General features: G+C 57.3%; 19 protein-coding genes. 8 read left to right on the forward strand and 11 right to left on the reverse strand.

What is annotated here, in order from left to right; translation table 11 throughout:
- Positions 1-3 precede the first annotated feature (3 nt).
- Positions 4-1,575, reverse strand: coding sequence for a cobyric acid synthase (locus ACZ5K9_RS06495; protein ID WP_464273616.1), 1,572 nt, complete (start codon positions 1,573-1,575; stop codon positions 4-6).
- A complete protein-coding gene (locus tag ACZ5K9_RS06500) occupies positions 1,572-3,170 on the reverse strand; it encodes a cobyrinate a,c-diamide synthase (protein WP_464273617.1) in 1,599 nt (532 codons plus the stop codon). Before ACZ5K9_RS06500 ends, ACZ5K9_RS06495 begins: the two co-directional genes overlap by 4 nt.
- Positions 3,171-3,341: 171 nt before the next feature.
- On the opposite strand from ACZ5K9_RS06500, the gene ACZ5K9_RS06505 reads away from it, so the two are divergent.
- Entirely contained in the window at positions 3,342-3,968 is a 627-nt protein-coding gene (locus tag ACZ5K9_RS06505; RefSeq protein ID WP_464273618.1) for a class I SAM-dependent methyltransferase, read from the forward strand.
- 521 nt (positions 3,969-4,489) lie between these two features.
- Here the strand turns inward: ACZ5K9_RS06505 and ACZ5K9_RS06510 are convergent.
- Together ACZ5K9_RS06510 and ACZ5K9_RS06515 are read right to left on the reverse strand one after the other, a co-directional pair.
- Positions 4,490-5,884: an ATP-binding protein gene (locus ACZ5K9_RS06510; RefSeq protein ID WP_464273619.1), complete on the reverse strand. Its 1,395-nt coding sequence runs from the start codon at positions 5,882-5,884 to the stop codon at positions 4,490-4,492.
- 57 nt (positions 5,885-5,941) lie between these two features.
- Positions 5,942-6,670, reverse strand: a complete 729-nt coding sequence (locus tag ACZ5K9_RS06515; RefSeq protein ID WP_464273620.1) for a response regulator — start codon at positions 6,668-6,670, stop codon at positions 5,942-5,944.
- Between the two features lie 354 nt (positions 6,671-7,024).
- On the opposite strand from ACZ5K9_RS06515, the gene ACZ5K9_RS06520 reads away from it, so the two are divergent.
- Positions 7,025-7,528, forward strand: a complete 504-nt coding sequence (locus ACZ5K9_RS06520) for a Spy/CpxP family protein refolding chaperone (protein ID WP_464273621.1) — start codon at positions 7,025-7,027, stop codon at positions 7,526-7,528.
- A gap of 115 nt (positions 7,529-7,643) precedes the next feature.
- Here the strand turns inward: ACZ5K9_RS06520 and ACZ5K9_RS06525 are convergent, their stop codons facing one another.
- The 3 genes from ACZ5K9_RS06525 to ACZ5K9_RS06535 are packed head-to-tail and all read right to left on the reverse strand — an operon-like array spanning position 7,644 to position 10,313.
- A complete protein-coding gene (locus tag ACZ5K9_RS06525; RefSeq protein ID WP_464273622.1) occupies positions 7,644-9,233 on the reverse strand; it encodes an ArnT family glycosyltransferase in 1,590 nt (529 codons plus the stop codon).
- Positions 9,234-9,252: 19 nt separating this feature from the next.
- Positions 9,253-9,540: a lipid-A-disaccharide synthase N-terminal domain-containing protein gene (locus ACZ5K9_RS06530; protein WP_464273623.1), complete on the reverse strand. Its 288-nt coding sequence runs from the start codon at positions 9,538-9,540 to the stop codon at positions 9,253-9,255.
- Positions 9,537-10,313: a glycosyltransferase gene (locus ACZ5K9_RS06535; RefSeq protein ID WP_464273624.1), complete on the reverse strand. Its 777-nt coding sequence runs from the start codon at positions 10,311-10,313 to the stop codon at positions 9,537-9,539. Before ACZ5K9_RS06535 ends, ACZ5K9_RS06530 begins: the two co-directional genes overlap by 4 nt.
- Positions 10,314-10,493: 180 nt before the next feature.
- On the opposite strand from ACZ5K9_RS06535, the gene ACZ5K9_RS06540 reads away from it, so the two are divergent.
- From ACZ5K9_RS06540 to ACZ5K9_RS06550, 3 genes are all read left to right on the forward strand, one after another.
- Complete coding sequence (locus ACZ5K9_RS06540; RefSeq protein ID WP_464273625.1) at positions 10,494-11,687, forward strand: ArsA family ATPase; 1,194 nt, start codon at positions 10,494-10,496, stop codon at positions 11,685-11,687.
- Entirely contained in the window at positions 11,677-11,934 is a 258-nt protein-coding gene (locus tag ACZ5K9_RS06545) for a hypothetical protein (RefSeq protein ID WP_464273626.1), read from the forward strand. The genes ACZ5K9_RS06540 and ACZ5K9_RS06545 overlap by 11 nt, the downstream gene beginning before the upstream one ends.
- A gap of 433 nt (positions 11,935-12,367) precedes the next feature.
- On the forward strand, positions 12,368-12,748 hold the full coding sequence (locus ACZ5K9_RS06550) for a pyridoxamine 5'-phosphate oxidase family protein (protein WP_464273627.1): 381 nt from the start codon (positions 12,368-12,370) through the stop codon (positions 12,746-12,748).
- Positions 12,749-13,668: 920 nt separating this feature from the next.
- Here ACZ5K9_RS06550 and ACZ5K9_RS06555 read toward each other — a convergent pair.
- Entirely contained in the window at positions 13,669-15,834 is a 2,166-nt protein-coding gene (locus tag ACZ5K9_RS06555; protein WP_464273628.1) for an acetate--CoA ligase family protein, read from the reverse strand.
- Between the two features lie 267 nt (positions 15,835-16,101).
- Here ACZ5K9_RS06555 and ACZ5K9_RS06560 point away from each other — a divergent pair, with 267 nt between their 5' ends.
- Positions 16,102-17,352, forward strand: coding sequence for an IS110 family RNA-guided transposase (locus tag ACZ5K9_RS06560; protein WP_464271789.1), 1,251 nt, complete (start codon positions 16,102-16,104; stop codon positions 17,350-17,352).
- A 424-nt stretch (positions 17,353-17,776) separates the two neighbouring features.
- Here the strand turns inward: ACZ5K9_RS06560 and ACZ5K9_RS06565 are convergent, their stop codons facing one another.
- The 3 genes from ACZ5K9_RS06565 to ACZ5K9_RS06575 form a co-directional block, all read right to left on the reverse strand.
- Positions 17,777-19,861, reverse strand: a complete 2,085-nt coding sequence (locus tag ACZ5K9_RS06565; RefSeq protein ID WP_464273629.1) for an acetate--CoA ligase family protein — start codon at positions 19,859-19,861, stop codon at positions 17,777-17,779.
- 26 nt (positions 19,862-19,887) lie between these two features.
- The gene (locus ACZ5K9_RS06570; protein WP_464273630.1) at positions 19,888-20,511 is read right to left on the reverse strand and encodes a flavodoxin family protein; all 624 of its coding nucleotides are present in this window, start codon (positions 20,509-20,511) and stop codon (positions 19,888-19,890) included.
- A 99-nt stretch (positions 20,512-20,610) separates the two neighbouring features.
- Positions 20,611-21,051 carry a MarR family winged helix-turn-helix transcriptional regulator gene (locus tag ACZ5K9_RS06575; RefSeq protein WP_464273631.1) on the reverse strand — a complete coding sequence of 147 codons (441 nt, stop codon included), beginning with the start codon at positions 21,049-21,051 and terminating at the stop codon, positions 20,611-20,613.
- A 195-nt stretch (positions 21,052-21,246) separates the two neighbouring features.
- Here ACZ5K9_RS06575 and ACZ5K9_RS06580 point away from each other — a divergent pair, with 195 nt between their 5' ends.
- Positions 21,247-21,711: a Fur family transcriptional regulator gene (locus ACZ5K9_RS06580; RefSeq protein WP_464273632.1), complete on the forward strand. Its 465-nt coding sequence runs from the start codon at positions 21,247-21,249 to the stop codon at positions 21,709-21,711.
- 102 nt (positions 21,712-21,813) lie between these two features.
- Positions 21,814-24,000, forward strand: a complete 2,187-nt coding sequence (katG, locus tag ACZ5K9_RS06585) for a catalase/peroxidase HPI (protein ID WP_464273633.1) — start codon at positions 21,814-21,816, stop codon at positions 23,998-24,000.
- The last annotated feature ends 72 nt before the right edge of the window (positions 24,001-24,072 follow it).

The following is a 24,072-nucleotide window of genomic DNA, read 5'->3' on the forward strand; positions in this document are numbered from 1 at the left end:
TCCTTACTTTATGCCCATCACACGGTAGACACGGTCGACATCGCAATGCCGGCGGACCAAATCCGCCAATGCATCGTACTGCTGCTCCTTCCAGGGCGCAAAACGAAAAGGTGGCGGGGTGATCTTTTCCACGCTCCCACCCTTCCGCATGGCAAGAGAGGTGAGAAAAATGTCCCGGAAGGCGTCGTTATCAAAGATGCCGTGAATGTACGTGCCCCACACCCGACCATCGCCGGCCCAAGCTCCATCGGCCGCCTCATTGCGCGGCACATCCCGGCCGTTTCGCTGGACGATCTCAAACAAGGGACGGCCTTCCCCCTCCCCTTTAAAAAAACTCCGGCCCATGTGAATTTCATAGCCCGCAAGGGGAAACAAGTCTTGTTCCAGACCGAAAGGGTTGGGATATAAGAGGCGGGCGGTGACTTGGGTGGTGATTTTCTCCGGTGCCATCTCCGTAATCACATCCAACAGGCCGAGTCCTTCCGTTTCCCTATGTCGGCTTTCCACCCCATAAGGATCAATAATGCGACGCCCCAGCATTTGGTAGCCCCCGCAAATCCCCACAAGAACTCCGCCGGATTTATGGTAGGCGCGAAGAGCATCGGCCATGCCGGACTGTTTCAAAGCCAGCATGTCCTCGATCGTGTTCTTGCTTCCTGGAAGAATGACGGCCTCATAGCCGAAAACCTCGGCGGGCTTGTCGAAGTAGGCCAAGTGCACCCTGGGGTCCCGCTCCAGACAGTCAAAGTCCGTGTAGTTGGAAACGTAAGGCAGCCGAACCACTCCAATCCGCCACAGCTCGCACGCCTCGTCACCTTCCGGTCTCTTCGCCATTCGCTTTCTGAGAGCCACACTGTCTTCTTCCGGGAGGGCAATGTCTTGAAAAAAAGGCACCACTCCGAAGACCGGTCGCCCCGAACGCTCTTCAAGAATACGCACCCCAGGGCGGAACAGCTCGGGATCACCGCGAAATTTATTGACGATGAAGCCCGCGATCTGTTTCCGCTCTTCCTCCTCCATAAGCATGAGGGACCCGAGCAGGGCCGCAAAAATCCCTCCTCGATCAATGTCTCCCACAAGGATGCAGGGGGCTTGAGCCAGCCGGGCCATGGCCAGATTGACTAGGTCGTGCTCCTTGAGGTTGAGTTCTACGGCACTCCCCGCCCCTTCCAGCACCACCACATCGTAGCGGGCAGCAAGCCGGTCAAACGCGTTTTGCACCACTGAAACCAATTTTTTCTTGTAAGCGTAATACTCCATTGCAGAAAAATTGCCCACGGCCCTCCCAAGGACAATGACTTGGGATCCCATGGAGGATGTGGGTTTGAGAAGAATGGGATTCATATCCACATGAGGGGCGACCCCGGCAGCTTCCGCCTGGACGACCTGGGCTCGACCCATTTCCCCGCCTTCCGGCGTAATGTAGGAATTGAGCGCCATGTTTTGGGCTTTGAAAGGCGCCACGGCATAGCCGTCTTGCTTCAAAATGCGGCAAAAGGCGGCCGCAAGAACGCTTTTGCCCACATCCGAGCCGGTCCCGAGAAACATGAGAGTTTTGGCACGCCGCGACTTCATGAGCGGGAAACCTTTCCCGCGGCCGCCGTAAAAGAGGCCGCAGCATGCGGAGCACTGCCCCAATGAAGATGGACATAGCTGGCAAGCACCGATCCCATTTGATAGCCTTCGTTTTGGTCGAGACGGTATTTTCGTGCCTTAAGGCGGTAGCAGTAGGAAACGACCGATGGCATCACCGGCTCGACGATTTCTGAATAATGAAACTCATGACCGCGCAATTGCATTCCGGGTTCACCCAACACACACGAACGGGTGAGCTCAACCTCCACGTAGCCCAAGGCTTTCCTCCTCGGCAACATCCGAGTACCAAAAGGAAGAATGCCCGCCATGGGCACCCTCTCCCCGCTCAGCAGCTCGATATACCGGCTGAGAACCATGAGACCGCCGCATTCGGCGTAGATGGGACGGCCCTTGACGGCAAACGCTCGAAGATCGTTGAAAAAGCGTTTGTTTTGCACCAAATCCTTTGCGTGAACTTCCGGATACCCCCCACCCAAATACAACGCCGCCGCATCTTCAGGAATGGTTTCTCCGGCAAGGGGAGAAAAAAAACGGAGCCGAGCTCCGAACGCTTCCAAAAAGTCGAGGTTGTCTTGATAATAAAAACAAAAAACCGCATCCCGCGCGATGGCAATCAACGGACCCTGGTCAAGCTCCCCATGAGCCCCCCCGGCTGAGAGCATGTCCGGTGCGACGTGCCTTTGCTCACTCCCCGGGCCCGGACGGACTTCCATTGCAGGGACACCCTCTTGCCCGATACCCCACGCCGGCAAAGGCGGTTTCCCGCATGTCGACAGATTTCCCCATACCTTCATTTGTGAAGGTGTCCCTGAATGATCCCGGCTTGCCGAAAACAGGGGCTGGGGAACAGAAGAAGCCTCCTGAGCCTCCTCAGGTTCCCATGTCGTCAGGGTCAGCAGTCGATCCAAACTCAAATGGTCTTCGGCCGTGCGGGCCAATCGATCCAAGAACGCCTCATCCAGCTGACTTTCCTCGGCCGTTACGAGTCCCAAATGACGTTCTGGAAGGCGCAAAAGCTCATCCCGCGGCAACCCTCCGAGAACCGGAAGATGCGGGTGAGATACGGACATGGCTTCCCGAAGAAAATCCAAGTGAGCTGGACTGCCCACTCGGTTGAAAATGACGCCCGCGCAGGCAAGTTCCGGATCAAAAGTACAAAACCCATGGACCAAAGCCGCGACACTTCGGGCCATACTGCGGGCGTCCACAACAAGAATGACCGGCAGCCCCAGCCATTTGGCCATTTCGGCAGTGCTCCCCGACTCCGTCCTGCCGTCATAGCCGTCAAAAAGGCCCATGACACCCTCAACGACCGCTCCGTCGGCAGTCCGCAGAAAACGCCGAAAAAGCGCCCGATTGGTCTCCCGGGAAAGCATCCATCCGTCCAGATTCCGAGACACCCTTCCGGTCACGCGGCTGTGCAGGCCGGGATCAATGAAATCAGGGCCGATTTTGAACGCCTGCACCTGAAAACCGCGACGTCGAAGCGCCGCCAATATGGCCAGCGTGGCTATTGTTTTTCCCGAACCGCTCTGCGGTGCCGCAGTCACAAAAGCCCACTTCCGGACGTGCACAACCCCATTCCTTCCCACGATTTGACCTCAAAACGGCAGATACTGCGCAGGCCACTATGTCACAGACCCGCTTTATTGTGAACCCCGTGGAGCTCACCGCATTTCCTGAACAAACTTGTGTGAGGTGGTGTTTCGTGAGATCATTTTTTTAACGGAGCATCCTATGACAAAATGAGCTCGTACCATTTGCCGAGGGAATTGAGCATGTGGCAGCGCCTCAAAGATCAGCTCATGAGAAGCCGTTGGGCCTTCGAATGGCGTTACCTGCGCGGTCAGACACCGTGGGATACGGGGGTCACACCTCCGGAAGTCATGGAATTCCTCGCGCAAAACCCGCCCGGGAAAGCTTTGGATTTGGGATGTGGCACAGGAACGAACGCCGTCACGCTGGCAAGGCACGGCTGGGACGTCACCGGAGTCGATTTCTCCCCAAGAGCCATCCGCCGGGCGCGCAAGAAGGCCGATTCCCAAGGACTTTCCATTACCTTCTACGTCGCCGATGTCACAAATCTTTCCATGCTCCAGGGACCCTATAATTATGTTTTGGACATTGGTTGCCTATTTGCCTTGAGCAATGCCAGGCGGATCCGTTACGCCAGAGAACTGGAACGGCTGACCGCGCCTCAGGCGTGTTACATGCTGTACGCCTGGCTTCCACGCCCATGGCGAGGCGGCTTCTGGGGCATTTCCGTTGAGGAGGTGCAGGCGCTTTTCGGAGCGTCCTTCGTCAGAGAGAAGTATGTCATCGGGGAAGAAAAAGGTCATCCGTCTGCATGGTATTGGTACCGACGGCGCTGATCCGCCTATTCCATCTTTAACATGTCCAGCCGTCCGATCACAGCGTCTTTTTGTTGGGATGAGCCAGGCCACCGAGGGTGCCCGATGACATCCGTCGCTGATCTTCGACAAGCCGCCGGGGTGGCATTCGCCAAGACGAGTCGAAGGGCTCCCTATTCTCATCGGATTCACGGTGGGCAAAGGGCCCGTCTCGCTGGTAATTTTTCTGTGGCACTCACCCGACGACGTGTTCTCCCCCACGAGGTCCCCGGTACGGTTGGCATATAATTGAGGACACAAGCAACTTCCACTCTCTGGGCGACCGACCTCAAAAGTCAATCGGCAACGGTTTTGCCTCTCAAACGGGCCAGGGTGGTGGGTCATGCTTTCAGACACCTCGCAGAAACCCCATTGTTTTCGGTTCAAGCATGACGCCTGTCGGCATCTCACCCCATCGGTGACCCACATCCTCGTGGGGCCGGCGGTTGCATTGATACGGCCGCTCCCCTGGACAAGTCAAACGGGGTCTTAACGTCGCCGTATCAGCGCCCCGAATCCTGAGGGTGTGGTGCGGCGGGCAATTCCATGGCAACGCACAGCCCGCCTCCAGGCCGATTCCAGGCGGTTATCTTCCCCTTGTGGCCTTGAACAGCCTTCTGCGCGATGGCCAAACCCAAACCCGATCCTCCCGTCCTACGATCCCGATCCTCGCCCACCCGATAAAAGGGTCGAAAGATTTCTTCCAGGTGTCCTTCCGGAACGCCGGGACCTTCGTCTTCCACCAGGATGACCACCCGATGTTCCCCTCTTTCTGCATTCCGCCTCAAGGTTACGGTTACCGTGCGCTCGGGGGGAGAATACCGGACCGCATTTCGAATGACGTTTTCCACGGCGCTGCGCAAGAGATCCACCGATCCGAGAACATCCGCCGGTTCCAGCTCATAGTGCACGGCACACCCTTTTCCTTGGGCCTCGAAATGCGCGTCCCGAGCCACTTCTTCCACAAGTCGATCCAAGGCCACACGGTTTTCGAGACATAGAGGCCCGGAATGCTCCAGGCGTGCCAACGTGAGCAGCTGGGAAATCAACGTGTTGAGTCTTTCCGATTCCTTTTCAATGCGGTCGAAAAAGGGCGAAAGCTCTTCCGGGGCTTGTTTTCGAGTCAATTCCACAGCCACTCCAAGGCGTGTCAGCGGGGAGCGAAGTTCATGAGAGATATCCCGAAGAATCTGGCGTTGGGATTCCACGAGGCGTCCCAAACGCTCGGCCATGTGATCGAAGTCCCCAGCTAAAGCGCCGAATTCATCCTTTCGGCGGCGAATCTGCTCCCCGACACGGACGCCGAAATCGCCTTGCGCCAACAGACGGGCCGTGTGCTGCAGGGCTTTCAGGGGCTTCACAAAATGTCGGGCGAGAAACAGACATAAAACACCGGCAGCACACAGGAGCGCCCCCAGAGTCACCCCTTGCACCATGAGACGAGAAGGAGGTCGAGGAGGAACCGGCGCAAGAAGGTGGCGCACAAGCGTGTAATGGGCTCCGGAAGGTCCGGTGAGTTCCATGACTTCAAGGGGAGGTGGGAACAGTCGGACGCCCCGCCACGGACTCGGGACTCGAGAAGATGGCGAAGTCCGTGGCACCTCGGGTACGGGACGTCCTATGAGCTCTCTGCCTGAGGCGTCGAGGAAAAAATAGCGAACCAAGAGGTCTTGTTCCATTTGGTCCACAAAACGGGCGAGAGCTCCTGGGCCTTGTTCCTCGTAGATCTTTATGCCGGTCATTCCCACGAACCTCACCGTGTGTCGCGTGGCCTCCCGCCAGCCCTCGAGCCAATTCCTCCTCGGAAACATCCACCCCAGCACCACTGCGGACAACAACGCTCCCGCACAAATACTGGCACAAAAGGCTAAGAAAATCTTTCCAAAGACCCCTCTCATCCCGGTTCCTCAACCCAGGCACGAACTGTGCCGGCCTCACACCAGGCCGGACTCGTTTCATCCCGAGAACACATAGAGGTACCCCACGCCCCGTACCGTCTTGATCCTCTCGACCCCATGCTGTGAATCCGCCAGTTTTTTTCGTAAATTGCTCACATGGACGTCGAGACTTCTGTCATACGGATGCAACTTGCGGCCAAGCACCTTGATACTGAGGTCCTCCCGGGACACGATCTGGCCTGCCGATCGCATCAAGACTTCCAAAAGATTGAATTCGACCGTGGTCAACGGGACGATCTTTCCTCGGCACGTTACCGTGCGTGTGGCCGGGGACAAGGCCACATCACCGATCACAAGGGGATCGGCCCACGAACCCGATTCTTCCGATACCGCCGGAGTCCTTTCCGAAGAGGCTCGATGAACGCGACGAAGCAGAGCCCGCAGCCTGGCCAAAAGCTCCCTAGGGTTGAAAGGTTTAGGCAGGTAATCATCAGCCCCGAGCTCCAGCCCAACGATTCTGTCCACATCCTCCCCCCGAGCCGTCAGCATCATCACCGGCACGTCGCTTCGAGCTCGGACGGATTTCAGGACTTCCAATCCGTCGCGCCCGGGCAGCATGACATCAAGAATCACCACATCGAACGGCCGTTCTTCGAGGGCACGGACTCCTCTTTCTCCATCGTGCACACTCGTGATCGAAAACCCTAAAGGCTCAAGGTACTCTTCCAAGAGTGAGCACAGCTCCCAGTCATCATCGATGACAAGAACGCGGATCCCCTTTTCCATTTCCACCACCTGCATGGATTTCAGGCTGTTTTGTTATGTTTCAGCCTATCGCACCGAACGCCCGGGGGCATGTCAAGAATTGTAAAGGTTTCTTCGGAGCCCTTTACAATGTTTTTCTGTTCTTGGCCGAATCTTCACACACATTCAGAAATGAACGGGCTATCCCATCCATGCGTGTGACATCGGCCGCCCCCTTTGAGGGGAGCCCGTGCCGGAGAAAAACTGCGTTCCCCAAAACCTGAGCAAAGGAGGTGAAATTTCTTCAAAAGACATCGCCTGAAGCAGTCGTCGATGCCTGACATGATCGAGGAATCTGCCACACGTCTCAACAACTGGTGAGGAAAGGAGTGTTCGATGAAAAACGGTGCCCCTAAGCTACTGTTGGGAGTGTTTTTGACGGCTTTGAGTCTCACCCTCGCCCTGAAGGCCGAAGGCCGTGCCTTTGACGTTCCAGGCCGTGGACCCGGACCCTTTGTGGGGGAACGCGGCGGCATGTTCTTTCAGTTCCTCGAAAAAATCGTGGAGCTGAAACTCACCCCGGATCAACAGGAAAAGATCCTTGGCGTGCTCAGAAAACATCGAGAGGATTTTCAGCACACCATGAAAAAGATGGCGGAAGCCCATCAGAAGTTAAATGACACCATCGCTCAGGACAATGCGACGGAATCGGCTATTCGAGAAGCGCACAAGAGTGTGGCATCGGCTCAAGAAGATTTGGCCGTTCTGCGCTCCAAGGTCCGTCGAGAAGTCATGAGTCTGCTCACCGATGAACAGAGGGGCAAGGTGCAGGCATGGTTGGAGGAACGCGCCGCCGGTCCTTCGGGCCCAGGTTTCATGCCCATGCGTCCTGGTAAATAAGAAGTGAAGGCCGACCGGGGTGTGGTTCCCCACGCCCCGGTACCGGCAAATGCGGCCCCACCTGCGTGCGGAGTCCCGCCTCAACCGCCGGCGTTCCACAAGACATGGACAAGGTTCAATTTTTCGCAGTAAATCCTGGGGTGATCTTGCCAGCACCCACCTGCGAGGAGGCCGAACTTGAGGATCCCACGGTCATTTCCACGAGAACCCAATGTCGGGTGAGTTCTCGGGACATCCCGTTATGGCCTTCTTGTCGAAGAATGTTCTCCAGCAGGGAGGCATTCTCTTTTCTCGTCAATACCATTCTCCGCGGGACCCCGGCGGGAGTTTCAAAGTTTCCCTTGTCCGTCGTCAGAGCCGAAGACGGAAGATATCCCGGAGGGGGAATCGCCCCAGGTTCCGGATACACGCGAATCACCGGATCACCCCAATAAAACTGCAGCCCCCAACATGGACTCTTAGAAAAAATGTACAACGGCGGCCGGTCAGATCCTTCCTTTTCAGGCCATGCAGATTGGAGAGCCCAGGCGACTTTTCCCATATCCCTCTTGGAAGGCCAATCCGCCAGCACGCCTTTTCCCGAAACGATCACCGCACTGCTCGCCAAAGCGAGAGTCAAAAGACCTTTTCGACTCAGAATACCGCGAGCGGCGAAGTTGCTTATTGTGCGGCTTAGAGTGCAGCACCCTACGGGAAAAAGAGGCAGGACATAGAGGGGCAGTTTTGAACGGCTGATGGAAAAGACGACCAGCGGCACGAAGAAAGCAAGCGTCAAAAACGAAGTCTCAGGAGACATGTTCCGGAAAGTGGATTGAAAGCGGTCCACGGCACTTTGAAACCCTCGGCTCCTCACTCCCTGGAGCCATTCCTTGAAGGTCCTGCGCTCAAGCCAGAACACCACGGCAAGCCATGGGAGCGACCCCCCTAATAGAAACGGCCAATAGACCGTAAATGCTTCGTACCAATGGGGATGCCGAGAGAACTCCTCCGTAGCCACCCGGCCAACAATCTCGTGCTTCACCCAATAAGAAAGAAGCCCCGGATAGCGCGCCACAGCCCACACGTACCACCACATGCCGACAACCAGCCCCAGACCGATGCCCGCTGGAACGAAAGGTTTGATTGTTTCGGGGATCGTCTTCCGCCCAAGGATGCGGAAGACCACCACGACGGCAACCGGAAGCAGAGCCGGCGGGCCTTTGGTCAAGAAAGCCAAACCGAAAAAGAGCCACATTAGGATAAAAGCGAATTTGCGGCGGCTCCGAACTCCCCACCAAAAACTGGCGAGCGCTGAAGTTTCCCACAATGTGAGGAGGGAGTCCGAGTTGACCGTGAAGGCCGCCCCTGCGGGTCCCCACATGGTGGCATAGAGGAGAGCCGCAATGGCTCCCGTAGGACGGTCCCACAACCATCGGGCTAACCAAAAGACCCCAAGAGCCGTGAAAACAAAGGTCGGAACGAGATAAGCTCTGGCTCCCCATGCATTCCGACCGAAAACCCGAACACCGGCCGCAATGGCCCAATAGGTCAAAGGAGGTTTCGTCCAATGGGGGGCGAAATCCAGTGTGGGACGAAGAAAATCCCCGGAAACGAGCATTTCACGGGCGCATTCGGCATATCGGCCTTCAGTGGAATCGTATAGGCCTCGACTCCCCTGAAAGGCCACGGCGACAAGGACGGCGCACAGGATGGCCCACCAAAACACGCCGGTTCGCCAATCTCCCTCAGACACTCCCGGTCTTCCCCCTCAAACGCTTTTCCCGATGAATGAGATAGAGATTCCGACTGTAGACGACAAGCCCCGCCCCTTGCCCGACGATAAAGACCGGATCCCGACGCCACAGGGCGTAAGCCAACAGAAGCGTTCCACCGAACAGGCTGAGAACCCAAAAAACCACGGGGACAATGCTCCGTCCCGCCCGTTCGCTGGCAATCCACTGGACAAGAAACCTGGCCGAAAAGAGACCCTGTGCAAAAAATCCGACACCCAACCATATCTTTTCCGGATTCATGGCGATTCCTGTTCCGGAAAGGTTTTTTGAATTCGATAGCGAAAGCCCCGCCGACGGAGCCAATAGACCCCGAAGAGATCGAAGATCCCAACCCAAAGGCGGTCGAAGATCCCGTATTTAGTGACCCCTTTACGCCGGCGTCTGTGATTGACAGGGACTTCCGTAATTCGAAAATCCTGATACAGGATGAGCGTTGGCAGGAACCGATGCAAGCCCTTGAATGGCGGCAGATAAGGCACGCACTGCCTGCGGAAAATACGCGTCGAACAGCCCACGTCACGAACGCATCTGCCCGTGATCAGGTTTCGAAAACCGTTGGCGATGCGAGAAGCCACCCGCCTCTGGAATCCGTCTTTTCTGGCTGCCCGGTATCCTTGGACACAATCCCAGTCACCGTCCGACAGGATTTTCGCGAGACGGGGAATGTCACAAGGATCATTTTGGCCGTCACCATCCAACGTGGCAATCAAGGCCCCACGAGACCTCTGGAATCCCACCCACAGTGCGGCCGACTGTCCGGTATTTTTCTCCAGGGCATACACACGATGAGTTCCTGTCGGGCCTCGCCCGGCGACCATGAGCAGCCGGTCCCACGTCCCGTCCGTTGACCCATCATCAATCCAAAGGCACTCCCAACGCATGCCACAGCCCTTTAAGGCTTCTTCGATCTCCACGGCCAAATCGAGCACGTTATCGGCTTCGTTGTACACCGGAATCACAATGGACAGATCCACGGGGGCCAAAGATTGTGATGCGTGAGTCGTCTCGGACACCGTCCTTCCTCTGACCACAAATAGGTTTCAGTGTTTGGGTTCTACACCCACATCCTTCCCTGTGCAACCGGTTCAAGGCGTCCCTGTTGGACTTGAAACTCAGCGGCATATCGATTTTAATGGGAAGGCATAGAATCAAAGCAATGCCCGCGATGAACAAAGCCGGATCGGACAACGGCAATGCGCATTCTTCTTTTCGCAGGAAAAGGCGGTGTAGGCAAGACCAGCATAGCTGCAGGAACGGGAGTGCTTTTGGCGGAGAAGGGACTGCAGACTTTGGTCATGTCCCTGGATCCCGCCCACAGCCTGAGCGATGCCTTTGATTTGGATCGGCGGCTCATGGATGTCAACCGAGGTCAGCCGATAGTCGTCGCCGACAACCTATGGATCCAGGAACTGGACGTCCATGAAGAGATCCAAAAACATTGGGGGGAAGTTCACCGCTACCTCAGCCTTTTGTTGAACATCTCCGGTCTCGATCAAGTGCTTGCCGAGGAATTGGCAGTGCTACCGGGGATGGAGGAGGTGAGCGCTCTTCTTTATGTGAACCGTTATGTCCGGGAAAACGCCTATGACGTGCTCATTTTGGACTGTGCCCCGACGGCGGAATCCATTCGTTTCGTCAGCGTCCCCAAAGCTCTCGAATGGTACATGGAAAAGATTTTCCGAATGGAAAGGAACCTATTCCGCGTCGCCCGCCCCGTGGTGCGGCGTTTGTCCGATGTGCCTCTTCCGGAAGACGCCTACTTCGCCTCCATCGAAAACCTTTTCCAGAAGCTGCGCGGCGTGGATGCCGTTTTGACCGACACGCAGACCACATCGGTCCGCCTAGTAACCAATCTGGAAAAAATGGTCATTCGGGAAACTCAGAGAAGCTTCATGTTCTTTTCTCTGCACCAATTGGGCATTGATGCGGTAGTGGTCAACCGTGTCTTGTCCGCAGACGCCCGCGATCCTTTTCTCACGGCGCTGCTCGAGCAGCAGCAAAAATACCTCAAGTTGGTGACCACATCCTTCCAGCCCATTCCGGTGCTGACAGCACCCTACTATGAGCAGGAAACCCTCGGCTATCACCGTTTGAAAGAGCTGGCCCGAGCCCTGTATGGCGAAACACCGCCGCATGACATTCTTTATCATCACCAGCCGGTCACCTTTGTTTGCGAGAACGGATCGCACAGCGTCCGCATCCACTTTCCTTTCGTCAGCCGGGAAGAAATCGCCCTCACCAAGGTCGGTGACGAACTCATCATCCGCATGGGGGCCTTCAAGAAAAATTTGGTTCTGCCTCGAGCCTTTGCCCGCCTGTACCCGGAGAAGGCTCGACTGGAACATGAAACCTTGACCATAACCTTTGGAGGGGGTCATGAGTCGTGATGATGAACATGCTCAGGGATCGGATCAGCCGAAGGATGTCCGGTGCCGCTGTCCCATGTGCCAGATGATGCATGTTGTGGGCAAGGCCAAAGGTCCCGGCGGACCTTTCTGGGATCACCTCACCAATGCCCGCATTGAAGTCTTGCGCGCGGTGCGCAGCCTGATTGATGAACGGATCGACAGTTTGGAAAAGAAAAAATCAGATAGGCACCGAGAGAAAAAGGCGACTCCTATCGAGGTGGAATAGATCGGCACGTCCTTGGAGTAGACTTTGAATATCCGGTTACGGAACCCCGAGGCCTTTCCCCACCCTAGGACATTCAGCCAAAGGAGGCATCGCCGAGTGGCTGAAAACCCTTCGGTTTTCAAACGTTCCGTCTGATCCGGGACGGCTCAGACGGTCGCGATTCAGCCCACGCGGCGTTGACCCATGGAGGTCATTTATGGCTCACCGGGGTCCACCCGGTCTCACCATGGACTCGGCTCACGGCGGCTTCAGATCCTTCCCATCCAAACCCGTATCGGCTCGGCGAAAGCTTTCATGAAAAACCCGTGGATCGGCACACCGATCCATGGCGGATTTCCAAAACCGCCTTAGATTAAGTGCGTTCAACGTCGAGTCAACGCAATGGATGCGTCATGAGGCGCTTAAACGGGTTGATATACAAAAGGAGCAGGCCATGAACCTCAAAGAGTATTTCGAGCAGACAAAAGGCTTTGGCGTTCTCGCGACAGCCGACTCGGAGGGTCGGGTGGACGCAGCGGTCTACGCGAGGCCGCATGTGATGGACGATGGAAGTCTGGTCTTCATCATGAAGGATCGGCTGACGCACCACAACCTCCAGTCCAACCCTCGGGCGGCTTATCTTTTCAGGGAAGATGGCGGCGGCTATAAAGGCAAGCGCTTCTTCTTGAAGAAGGTCAGGGAATCCCAAGATCCGGAGCTCATCGAATCTCTGCGGAGAAAAAGTTACCCGTCCACATCGGAAGGAGTGGGGGCGCAGGAATTTGCCGTATTTTTTACCATCGAAAAAGAATTGCCTTTGATCGGCGCGGCGTGATTCGGCCCCACGGGGAGGCGGCGGACCAGAATGGAGATCCTCCACGCCGCCATCAAACATACCGGCACATAGAAAAATCCCCAAAGGGGCACAGTAAAAACAATCCACGAGGCACGGGGACCGTCATCATGAACCTCGTGCCCCGTGGCCGTCCACGGCCCTATCCGCCAGCTCCAGAACTTTCCCGCTTCGACGCGGTCAATTTCAAAAGGCGCAGAGAAACCGAGTACCGTCCGCACGCGACCCCGCATTCCTTTGTGGACCACAATGTTCGGTCCATCGACGAGGACGCCGGTGATACTCGGTCCCCATCTCGGCCACAGCCGGGTGTCCGTGAACACGGACCACACAAGCTCGGCCTGGCCGCACCCAGAGACCGATCCACAGTCGCCTGTCGATGATACGCAACCGAATCGGTGGCACGACAATCCCCTCAAGCCAAAGTCACTCCAGAGGTCGAAAACGATGCCTTGGACCCCGCGCCGATTTCACATGGGCGCAGTCCTTGGCTCGCGTTTCTTGACCTTTACCGTGCTCGATGGAACGGCCTTTGAACCTCCCCAAAAACTGTACTCCAGTGCCTCCTTACAGACCGAGGATGAGATTCAACCGAGTTACAAAAGGTGGGGACGAGACATGTCCACCGATTGTGGGTCTGACGATCATTTTGATCCAGTGATTTGAACCTGAATATCGTTCTCCAAGTCGTGAGCTTCGGCTCGATCTTCCCCATGCGTTTCCTCAGGCTGTGGTCCCTCGGGAACGCTTCGAAGGCCTTCGTCCCCCCGTTCTTTCGGCTGGAGAACGGTCCCGACCAGGAGAAGGACTCGCTGCTGACGTGTCGAGCGGACAAAGCAATCCGAACAGAAAGGCTGTTTCCCCCAGGACGCCCAGAAGGTCTCGCGCCGTCGCCGTCCCGATCACTCTCGGCTGTCACGTTTATCCTCAAGCCAACTCATGCGGGCATCCGCGATGGTGTAGGTGTCTCCATGGAAGATGACCGGGTTACAGTCGATTTCCTGAATGGGGAGCTGATCCATGAGCCGGCCCAAGGTACAAATCAGAGACACCAATGCCTCTTTGTTGACGGGGGATTTGCCACGAATCCCATCCAAGACTTTTGCACCGCGAATTTCTTCGATCATCCGGCGGGCCTCCGTTTCCGACACGGGAGCTAACCGGAAGGCGACGTCCTTAAGAGCTTCCACCCAGATCCCACCCAAACCGAACATGACCACGGGACCAGCCTGGATATCCCTGTAACCGCCCACAATGACCTCGGTGCCTTCCGGCACCATGGGCTGAACGGCCGTGCCGAGGATGCGCGCGCCGGGACATGCGCTCCGGACCTGTTCCATCATGTCCCGAAAGGCCCTTCTCAGACTTGCCTCGTCTCCGATACCCAGCTTTACTCCGCCCACGTCGCTCTTGTGCACGATATCCGGAGAGGCGATCTTCATCGCCACGGGAAAGCCCAGCGTTCGGGCCGCGGCGACCGCCTCTTCCTCGTCCTTGGCCACAAAAGTGCGGGCCGTCCTAAGCCCCGCCCCCTCCAGGACACGTTTGGCCTCGGCTTCCAAAACCATTGGCGCGCCGGAGGCTCGGAGATCATCCACCAACGCATTCAATTCTCTGGAAAACCTTTCCGACGCGTCCGACAAAGGGACCTCGGCCACGTGTCGGCTCGCCGCATAGAGATTGGCCAAGGCGGCCGCCGCCCGCTCCGCCGTGGGATACGCCGCAATACCGGCCTGCATCCACGCTTGAAACTCTTCTTTCGCCCCGGACGGAGCCCCCCAGACAAAAACGGCCGGCTTTCCTGACTCTCTGGCTTTTCGTCCGAAAGCTTCGACGGGAAAGGGAACCACTCCGGGATCTCCCAATCCCGAGATGCAAATGGCCAGAACGGCATCCACTCCAGGATCCGCCCCCAAAAGCTCCAAGACATCCACGTAGAGGCGTCGGTCTAGGTAGCCGAATGTGGTGAGATCCACGGGGTTGCCCGGGGGCATGAAAGGCGCGAGCATGTTCCGTGAAACCAATGCTTTTTTGGTCTTTTCACTCAAATCCCCAAGGACAAGACCTTTCCGCGAAATCACGTCGGACGCCAGCACCGCGGGGCCGGCCGTATGGGTAATCATGGCAACCCTGTTGCCCCGCGGTGGGGGCGCAAGATCCAAGATTTTGGCTGTGTCCACCAGTTCTTCCACCGTGCGCACCTGAACCAGGCCGGCCTGGCGGAAGGTGGCTTCATAGATCGCTTCGGACTGGGCCATGCTTCCCGTGTGAGATCGGGCAACTTGACTCCCTGCCGCCGTGTAACCTGCTCCAAGGACCACCACTGGCTTTCGGGACGCACAACGCACCGCCGACTCATAAAAACGTCGCACATCGTCCAACCCCTCGATAAAGAGGGCGACCACGGACGTTTCGGCGTCTTGCGCACAAAAGTCCAACATGTCGGCAAATTCCACATTGGCCCGATTGCCCAGGCAAACCAGCGTCCCGATGGGGATGTGATCCTCAAGGAACCGAATGGCCGCAAACCCTGCCACCCCCCCACTTTGGCTGATGACGGTGATTTTTCCTTTCTTTTGAAAAAAGTCAGAAAGCACCGGCATGAATGTGGCGTTCATCCGGCTGTGGGCACGATAAAACCCCATGGTATTGGGCCCGATGATTTTCACATTGGCCTCATCGGCCATGCGGCGCAATGCCAATTGCTTTTGCAGCCCATCCTCTCCCGCTTCACGAAAACCCGCCGTGAAGATGACCGCTCCCCGGCATCCCTTATGAATGGCGGCCTCAAAGTTTGGCAGGATGTGTTCATGGGGAATGGCGAAAAGAAAAAGATCCACATGATCATCCGGAATCGCCGCAATCGAAGGGTAGGCTTTTACGCCCAAAATCTCTTGCGCCCCTCCAGCATGGACAGGATAAACCTTCTCCGCTTGAGATGCCAAAGCCGAGCGCAGAACGAAATTCCCCACCTTGCCCACGTGGGTTGACGCACCGACAACTGCCACCGCCCGCGGATGAAACATGGCCTCGAACACTTCACTCTGGTCCTGACGCTCACGATGCATGGCCTTCTCCTATAAGTAGTGTGGGTCGCTCGGACGTGTGGACCAGGCGGTTTGTGGTTGGTTAAGTTGTCCGGGCCACGGCGTCGGGAACCAGGTCGTCATGGTCCGTGCGCTACGAGCGCGACAAGGAGACTGACCCCTCGGCGCCCGGCCCGGAGCTTTGATTGCAACCTGCGGCACGACCGCGCAATTCAGGAGGCGAAGCGGGGCTGGCGCGTTGGGGGATTTCCCTCGCCGGTGGTAACAGTTTGCACATGGAGGTATGCGATGAATGGAGACAAACTGTGCGTGGGTCTGGACGTATCGAACGCGAAGATCGACGCCTCCTTTGTCGACAGTGAGGGGCGCACAGTGCGCCAACCTTCGACCTACGTGAACGATCAGCAGGGCTGGACAGAGCTGCGGGCTGCCATCGTGTCGGCCAGTGCTCTGGTCGGCCCGAAGGCGCAGGTGGTCTGCGGTATGGAGTCCACCTCGAACATGCACAAGCGCTTGGAGCAGGCCCTGCGTGGCGAGAAGCGGCGGCAGGTCGAGGTGCACGTGCTGAACCCGCGGGCGGTCAAGCACTTCGGCAAGGCACTGCTCAAGGACGCCAAGACCGACCGCCTGGACAGTCATCTCATCGCGCTGTTCCTGCTGCGGATGCAGCCCAGGGCGCAGGCCGTCCAGCCCGAGCTGTTCGAGGAGCTCAAGGAGGCCACGCGGACGCGGCGTCGTCTCGTCGAAGAGCGCACCGACCACAAGAACCGGCTCCACAAGCTGCTGCGCTACCACCTGCCGGGCTACCGGAAGGTGCTGGGCATCCAGACGTTTTCCAAGCGCCTGCTGGTCGTGCTTGCCGAGTTTGGCTCGCCGCACCTGTTGATCGAGCGCAGCGTCGAGGATCTGGCCGCGATGCGCTACGGCCCCAGGCACCGCGTGGGCACGGCCTTCGCTGAAAAGCTCCACGCCCTGGCGGCAGAGGCACCCTGTGCTGAGCTTGCCAAGGTCACGCGTATGCTCGTGGAGATGACGGCGCGGCGGATTCTCGACCTGGATGCCCTGCTCGTGGAGATTGATGGTGCCATTTCCGAACTGCTCGAGCGGGTCTTTCCCGACCAGGTGCTGACGTCCATCCCGGGGATCGGCGCGGTGTCGGCGGCGGCGATTCTCGCCGAGGTGGGCGACATCGCACGCTTTGAGACGAAGAGCGACTTCGTGGGCTACTGCGGTCTGTACCCGATTGTGTGGGAGAGCGGCGAGGCGAAGCGCCGCTATCGCATGACGTACAAGGGCAACCGGATGCTGAAGATGACGCTGCTGGTGGCCTCGGCGGCCGCCCGGCAGTACAACCCGGTCATCGGAAGCTTCTACGAGCGGTTGCGGGCCCGCGGCAAGACCAAGAAGGCCGCCGGGGGTGCCATCGCGCGCAAGCTGGCGGAGCTGGTGTTCACATTGCTGGTACGCAACGAGCCGTGGTCGGCCCACAAGGCGATGCGCGGCATGCGCAAAGCCGCCGCCATGGTCAAGGCCGCGTAGAAACAGGTTGCGGGCGCTCCATGCCCCATTGGAGAAATCCTGACGCGCCGTAAAGGCCCGCAGGCGTACTCGAGGTCCCGGACCGCCCGCTTTTCTAGGATAGCACCCTAACAGTGGCGAGGCAACCTGGAGCCCGGAGCCCCCGCCGGAGGCACCCGTATGCCCATCGCCCACGGTAATGGCGGCTCGTCGCGCACAGATCGTGTCAAGGGCGGCAAAGCCGGCGAGCGCAGCGAGCGCACCCTTGACGCGGGCGAGCACGACGAGACGATCCGTGCCGCGATGGGCCGGCGGCTCGCAGGCGCGGGCATTCGCCAGCACAGGAGTCAGCCCACATAGGTGATGTCGCTTCAGGGTTGACATCCCTTATTGCATCTCCTTGTCTCTTTTTCCCAAATATGACCTCGACGGCAACGTCGGGCACCTACGCGTGGGCGAGAAGGATGCGCCCATCCACAGCCACGCCCTTTCCCCCGTGATCGGCGAACAGAATCGGGTTGATGTCCACTTCGTGAACCACTGGGAAATGATGAACGAACAAGGAAAGACGAGATAGCACCTCCGCGGCGCCTGCCAAATCAACCGGCTCCATGCCTCGATACGCCCCGAACACGGCCCCGCACCGCAAAGCGCGAATCATCTCGAGAGCTTCCTGGGAGGCGAGAGGCGCCAAGCGGAAGGAAACATCCCGGAGGAGCTCGACGAGCACACCTCCCATCCCCACCAGGCCCACTGGTCCAAAGATGGAATCCCGGTAGGCCCCCACGATCATCTCCCGGCTTCCTTTGATCATCTGCTGCACCACCACGCCTTCCAGTTTAAAACCCCGTCCGATGATGATCTGCCATGCTCGATCCAAGGCCGACGCATCCTCGATGCCCAGAACCACTCCCCCTCTGTCGCTCTTATGCGAAAGAGAACTCGCCACGGCTTTCAAAACGACGGGATAGCCCATAGCCCGGGCAATATCGTGTGCCTCGGGTAAAGAACCCACCACCCGCCAAGGAGCCGTCGGAACACCAAGAATCTCAAGAAGTTCCAAGCATTCGTGAATCGCGGGCTGGCGCCCGTCGCCTTCCCGTGCCCGAACCCACGCATCAGCGGACTCCAACCATGTCGGTCGGCTTTCCTTCAGCGCCCCGGATGTCGAGACCTTCGGTGGGCGAGAAAAATAAGCGACTTGGAGGCCCAAAGCCTCAACGGCTTCCCGAACATCCATGAAAAACGGGAAAGAAGCCTCTTTCTCCAAGTCCACACGATCGCTCAAGGGAACCTCCACGACGACGGCAACGGGTTTCCCGAAAGCCTCTGTCAAGCGTTTGAGCTCGCCCAGCAATCTACGGGTAGCGTCCTTTTCAACGCGCATATGGGACACATGGATATGGACGACACCGTCAATGCCCGACTGTTCCAGGACCCGTTCCACCACGCCGGAGTAGACATCAAGGTTGTAGATATCTCCAAGGTCTAAAGGATTTCCCAGGCGGATCACACCAGCGCGGCCGTGCTGTCGAATGGTTTCCAGCACGTTCTCACCCAAAGGAGGAAATTCGAAGCCGAATTCCCCGCACGTGTCGGCTGCCACCACAGCGTGTCCTCCGGATCGCGAAAGCACGGCCAACCTGCGTCCGCGCAGCGGCGGTAAGGAAAATCCTTTGGCCAGTTTAACGGCCTCTGACACAGACCGAACCCGGACAACCCCGGCCTCCTGCGCCAAATGGTCTACCAGACGATCATCGGCGGCAAGCGCGGCGGTGTGAGACTGCGCTATGGTGCGGCTGAGAGCTGAGGTATTGGATTTGTGAAGGAGGATCGGCTTGGGACTGCAGGCGGCCAGTTCGAAAAACTCACGCCCCCTTTTGAAATCCTCAAGATAAAAATAAATGATGTCCGTCTTCGAGTCGTTCATCAGATAGGTTAAATAATCCACTTCATCCAGGCTGAGTTTGTTCCCCAAACTGACAAACTTGCCGAACCCGACCCCGGCTGTGGTAAGTCTCTCCGCCAAAGATAAGCCCATTCCACCGCTTTGGGCCATGATCGCCATGCGGCCGCAGCGGTACACAGTCGGCAAGGCAATGAACGGAACGGAAAACCCTGTGGTCGTGTCAATCACCCCGAGGCAATTTGGGCCAACAAATCGTATGCCGTAACGGGTTGCCACTTCGAGCAGTTTATTTTCCAACTCAATCCCTTCGGCACCTGACTCCCGAAAACCACCGGCCTGGATGACAGCCCACCGGACTCCTATTTCGCCACACTCAGCCACAATCTCCGGGACAGTCCGTGCCGGGGTCAGGATCACGGCGATGTCAACCATCTCGCCGATTTTTCCGACGGAGGGGCAAATGCTGAGCCCCTCCACCGTGCCGCCTCGTGGCCCCACAGGATGTATTTTCCCTTTAAACCCGAAGGACACGAGGTTCTTGACGATATTCTTGCCCAGATTCTCCGTAGACGTGGATACCCCAACCACAGCAACCGATGAGGGATTGAATAACGTATCCATGACAACGGCCTCCAACGCCCACAAGCTTACAGGGAGCCTCGGCCTAGGTATCGAAGCAGATTTCGGCCGAGAGCCCGGCACATTTCCACAGTAACTTCGTCCTCCAACACACGACTTTTCCATTGAAAACGCCCCTGATCCAGGGAGCCGAACATTGTGCCCGAAACACCCCCGTTGTAGATCGGTCGTCCGGGTTCTCGAGGCTCCACGAGCCGGAAGCCGTGGGAGATGAGAAAACGTTCGAGGATCATCTGGGTCATTTCCTGGCCGCCGTTACGCAGTGCCGCATGAGTCACAACGGCCCCGAGTTTGCCTGCCAAAAGGTTCTCCCGCATGTGCAGCCAACGTGTCCGATCCATAAAAACCTTGAGTCTCCCTGTGACGTTTCCGAAATACACAGGGGAACCCAAAACCAGAGCATCCGAGGAACGCATTTTTTCGGCCAGCAGGGCCATGTCGTCGTCTTCGATGGCACAACGCGCCTCTCGAAGACACCGATTGCAGGACAGGCAGTAGTCGATCCGATAGTCCACGAGTTCCACCAACTCCGTCACTGCACCACCTTTTTCCGATTCCTCCAAAACCAATCGAAGCAGGGTGGCCGTGTTTTGTCCTTTCCGATGGCTCCCGTTAATGGCAAGAATTTTCATCGGATGTCCTCCTTTCCACCAAGGGCCATGGGACCATGGTGTTCCCAACGCATGAAAGACCCTACCCCCCCCTTCAAGAACAAAGCCGGTCAGACCTCTTTACGGTCCTTCAGAACTTTGTGAGTCCGCGCTATCCCGAAACCGCTCGAGTAACGCTCGGAAACGCTCCCACTCGTCTCGGCCAAACTTCTCCAGAAGCATCCCGTTCACGTCGTAGTAAATCTGCAGAAGCGCCTGTCGATGCTCGTGAGCTTTGGAGGTGAGAAAAACGCGAAATGAGCGACGATCGTGAGGATCCGGCCGCCTTTCCACCCATCCGTCCCTTTCCAGACGGTCAATCATCCCCGTGACCGTCGGCCGGTCTAAATGGGTTTTGTCCGCAAGGGCACTCGGCGGGGCGCCTTCTTCCTCATATAGGGCGATGAGCATAAAAAATTGGGTATGGGTCAATCCATACGGGGCGATGCGCTCTCGATAATGCCGCGCCATGGATCGACTGAGGGAGGACAATTGGAAGCATAGGCAGTCTTTGAAGAGCATGACTCATCCTTTCCATCCTCATCGGGAAGAGCTCATTCCCCTTAGCATTCTTATTATTTGCCTGCAAACCATTTTTCCATTCTTCACCCCAACAGGCATCATTTTTTCTTGACTTTCCTTCTTTAAAAATGTTTTGTATTTGTTAATAACCATTTTCCAGAGTCTGCTCACGACCTTTATTGAGGAATCCGTCGCATGGTTCCCGTTGCCGCATCACCTGATCCGGATCAGCGTTTTCGCCATATGGTCGATAAGCTTAAAGATCACGGATTGCGCATGACGCCGCAGCGACTGGCCATCGTCCAGGTTTTAGTCTCCACGGAAACACATCCTAGTGCCGAGGAAATCTACACAGAGGTGCACCGCCGGTTTCCGACCACCAGTCTCGCGACGGTTTACAAGACCTTGTCCCTACTTAAAGAACTCAATGAGGTTTTGGAGTTGGGTTTTCCGAACATGGGTAATCGCTACGATGGTTTGAAGCCTTATCCCCATCCCCATGTGGTGTGTCTTCAGTGCAAGAAGATCTTAGACCCTGAATTGGTCAGCATGGCGGATTTGACGGAGGAAATTGCCCGCACGACGGGATTTACAATCGTTACTCATCGGCTTGATTTTTTCGGCATCTGCCCCACCTGCCGTGATCGGCACGATGCCTAGGTGTCCCCGTAGCCCTTCCAAGAGAAAATCTCCCTAAGAAGGATCGTTCTTCTCGGGAGGGCTGATCCCCGCTCACCCCAGACATCCATGAAAGGAGCGACCATGGAACACGATCGCCCTAAGAACCCCGTGTCCCCCGCCAGCCTTGCCGAAACCAAATCCATTCAAGACTGGTGGCCGAACCAGCTTAACTTGAAAATGCTTCACCAGAATTGCCCGAAAAGCAATCCCATGGGCGAAGACTTCAATTACGCCAAGGAGTTTTTGTCCCTCGACCTGCAGGCTGTCAAAAAGGATCTTCGAGAACTGATGACCACCTCCCAGGACTGGTGGCCGGCGGACTTTGGTCATTACGGACCACTGTTCATCCGAATGGCCTGGCACAGTGCCGGCACATACCGTATCGGCGACGGTCGCGGGGGCGCCGGGTCCGGCCAACAGCGGTTTGCGCCGCTCAACAGCTGGCCGGATAACGTCAACCTCGATAAAGCGCGGCGACTCCTATGGCCCATCAAGCAAAAATACGGCCGCAAGATCTCCTGGGCAGATCTAATGATCTTGGCCGGGAACGTGGCTTTGGAATCCATGGGAGCCAAAACCATCGGGTTTGCCGGAGGGCGCGAAGATTGGTTTGAGCCCGATGAGAGTGTCTATTGGGGCTCAGAAGGTCAGTGGCTCCAGGACAAGCGACACACCGCCCAGGGTGACCTGGAAAATCCTCTTGCCGCGGTGCAGATGGGGCTGATTTACGTCAACCCCGAGGGTCCTGGGGGGAATCCAGACCCGGTGGCCGCTGCAAAGGACATCCGAGAAACCTTTGCACGCATGGGGATGAATGATGAGGAAACGGTCGCCCTCATTGCCGGCGGTCATACCTTCGGCAAGTGTCATGGAGCGGGTCCGGCATCACACCTGGGGCCGGAACCCGAGGCGGCCCCCATCGAGCAGCAGGGCTTGGGCTGGAAAAGCACCTTTGGCACAGGCAAAGGCCCTGACACCATCAGCAGCGGCTTAGAAGTCACCTGGACCGTCACCCCGACCAAATGGAGCAACAATTTCTTCTTCAACTTGTTCCGATACGATTGGGAACTCACCAAAAGCCCGGCGGGTGCCTACCAATGGGTGGCCAAGGGAGCACCGGCAGTTGTTCCCGACGCCCATGACCCCAACAAGAAGCATCCACCCACCATGCTGACCACGGATCTTTCGCTGCGATACGATCCCGTTTATGAAAGGATCTCTCGGCGTTTCATGGAGCACCCGGAAGAGTTTGCCGACGCATTTGCCAAGGCGTGGTTCAAGCTCGTCCACCGAGACATGGGCCCGCGCTCACGGTATCTCGGCCCTGACGTCCCCTCGGAGGTCTTCATCTGGCAGGATCCCATCCCACCGGTAGACCACCCGCTGGTTGACCAAGAGGACATCGCTGCCCTTAAAGCCAAGATCCTGGCATCGGGTCTTTCTTTGCCCCAGCTCGTCTATACGGCATGGTCATCGGCGTCCACCTTCCGCGGATCCGACAAACGCGGAGGAGCCAACGGCGCGCGCATCCGTCTTGCGCCGCAAAAGGACTGGGACGTCAACATGCCCGAGCAACTCTCCAGAGTGCTTAACGTGCTCGAAGGAATCCAGAAAGCGTTCAATGCCACCGCTACGGGAGGTAAGAAGATCTCCCTCGCCGATTTGATTGTGCTTGGAGGTTGCGCGGCTGTGGAACAAGCGGCCCGCAATGCCGGTTTCCAAATTACGGTCCCCTTCTCCCCAGGAAGGATGGACGCGCTGCAGGAACAAACCGACGTTGCCTCATTTGCCGTCCTCGAGCCGCTCTATGACGGCTTCCGAAATTATCTCAAGGCGAAATACAGTGTGCCTGCCGAGCATCTCCTGGTGGATAAGGCCCAGCTGTTGACACTGACCGCCCCGGAAATGACGGTACTTGTCGGTGGCCTGCGCGTCCTCAATGCCAATTACCAGCAGTCCCCCCATGGAGTTTTCACGAATCGCCCGGAGGCCTTGACCAATGACTTCTTCGTCAATCTTCTCGACATGGGCACGGAATGGCACCCCATCTCGGAAGATGCCCATGTATTTGAAGGACGGGATCGCGCCACCGGCGCAATCAAGTGGACAGCCACACGGGTGGATTTGATTTTCGGCCATAATGCGCAACTTCGGTCCATTGCAGAGGTTTACGCCTGCAATGACGGACAGGAAAAATTTGTGCAGGATTTCGTCGCGGCGTGGCACAAGGTCATGAATCTCGATCGTTTCGACCTCGGCTGGAAATAGTTCAAGCCCCACCAGTGCCGCCCCTATGGGAGAGCTATGTTCCTTTCTTCCATGGGCGGCGCGGTCGTGGGC

It is taken from the genome of Desulfosoma profundi (assembly GCF_055387865.1).

Coding starts and splice junctions, on each gene's coding strand:
- ACZ5K9_RS06560 (WP_464271789.1), top strand. CDS start 16,102: ATGAATGGAGACAAACTGTGCGTGGGTCTGGACGTATCGAACGCGAAG.
- ACZ5K9_RS06515 (WP_464273620.1), bottom strand. CDS start 6,670: ATGGAAAAGGGGATCCGCGTTCTTGTCATCGATGATGACTGGGAGCTG.
- ACZ5K9_RS06520 (WP_464273621.1), top strand. CDS start 7,025: ATGAAAAACGGTGCCCCTAAGCTACTGTTGGGAGTGTTTTTGACGGCT.
- ACZ5K9_RS06495 (WP_464273616.1), bottom strand. CDS start 1,575: ATGAAGTCGCGGCGTGCCAAAACTCTCATGTTTCTCGGGACCGGCTCG.
- ACZ5K9_RS06530 (WP_464273623.1), bottom strand. CDS start 9,540: ATGAATCCGGAAAAGATATGGTTGGGTGTCGGATTTTTTGCACAGGGT.
- ACZ5K9_RS06575 (WP_464273631.1), bottom strand. CDS start 21,051: ATGCTCTTCAAAGACTGCCTATGCTTCCAATTGTCCTCCCTCAGTCGA.
- ACZ5K9_RS06570 (WP_464273630.1), bottom strand. CDS start 20,511: ATGAAAATTCTTGCCATTAACGGGAGCCATCGGAAAGGACAAAACACG.
- ACZ5K9_RS06540 (WP_464273625.1), top strand. CDS start 10,494: ATGCGCATTCTTCTTTTCGCAGGAAAAGGCGGTGTAGGCAAGACCAGC.
- katG (WP_464273633.1), top strand. CDS start 21,814: ATGGAACACGATCGCCCTAAGAACCCCGTGTCCCCCGCCAGCCTTGCC.
- ACZ5K9_RS06545 (WP_464273626.1), top strand. CDS start 11,677: ATGAGTCGTGATGATGAACATGCTCAGGGATCGGATCAGCCGAAGGAT.
- ACZ5K9_RS06555 (WP_464273628.1), bottom strand. CDS start 15,834: ATGCATCGTGAGCGTCAGGACCAGAGTGAAGTGTTCGAGGCCATGTTT.
- ACZ5K9_RS06565 (WP_464273629.1), bottom strand. CDS start 19,861: ATGGATACGTTATTCAATCCCTCATCGGTTGCTGTGGTTGGGGTATCC.
- ACZ5K9_RS06510 (WP_464273619.1), bottom strand. CDS start 5,884: ATGAGAGGGGTCTTTGGAAAGATTTTCTTAGCCTTTTGTGCCAGTATT.
- ACZ5K9_RS06505 (WP_464273618.1), top strand. CDS start 3,342: ATGAGCTCGTACCATTTGCCGAGGGAATTGAGCATGTGGCAGCGCCTC.
- ACZ5K9_RS06580 (WP_464273632.1), top strand. CDS start 21,247: ATGGTTCCCGTTGCCGCATCACCTGATCCGGATCAGCGTTTTCGCCAT.
- ACZ5K9_RS06550 (WP_464273627.1), top strand. CDS start 12,368: ATGAACCTCAAAGAGTATTTCGAGCAGACAAAAGGCTTTGGCGTTCTC.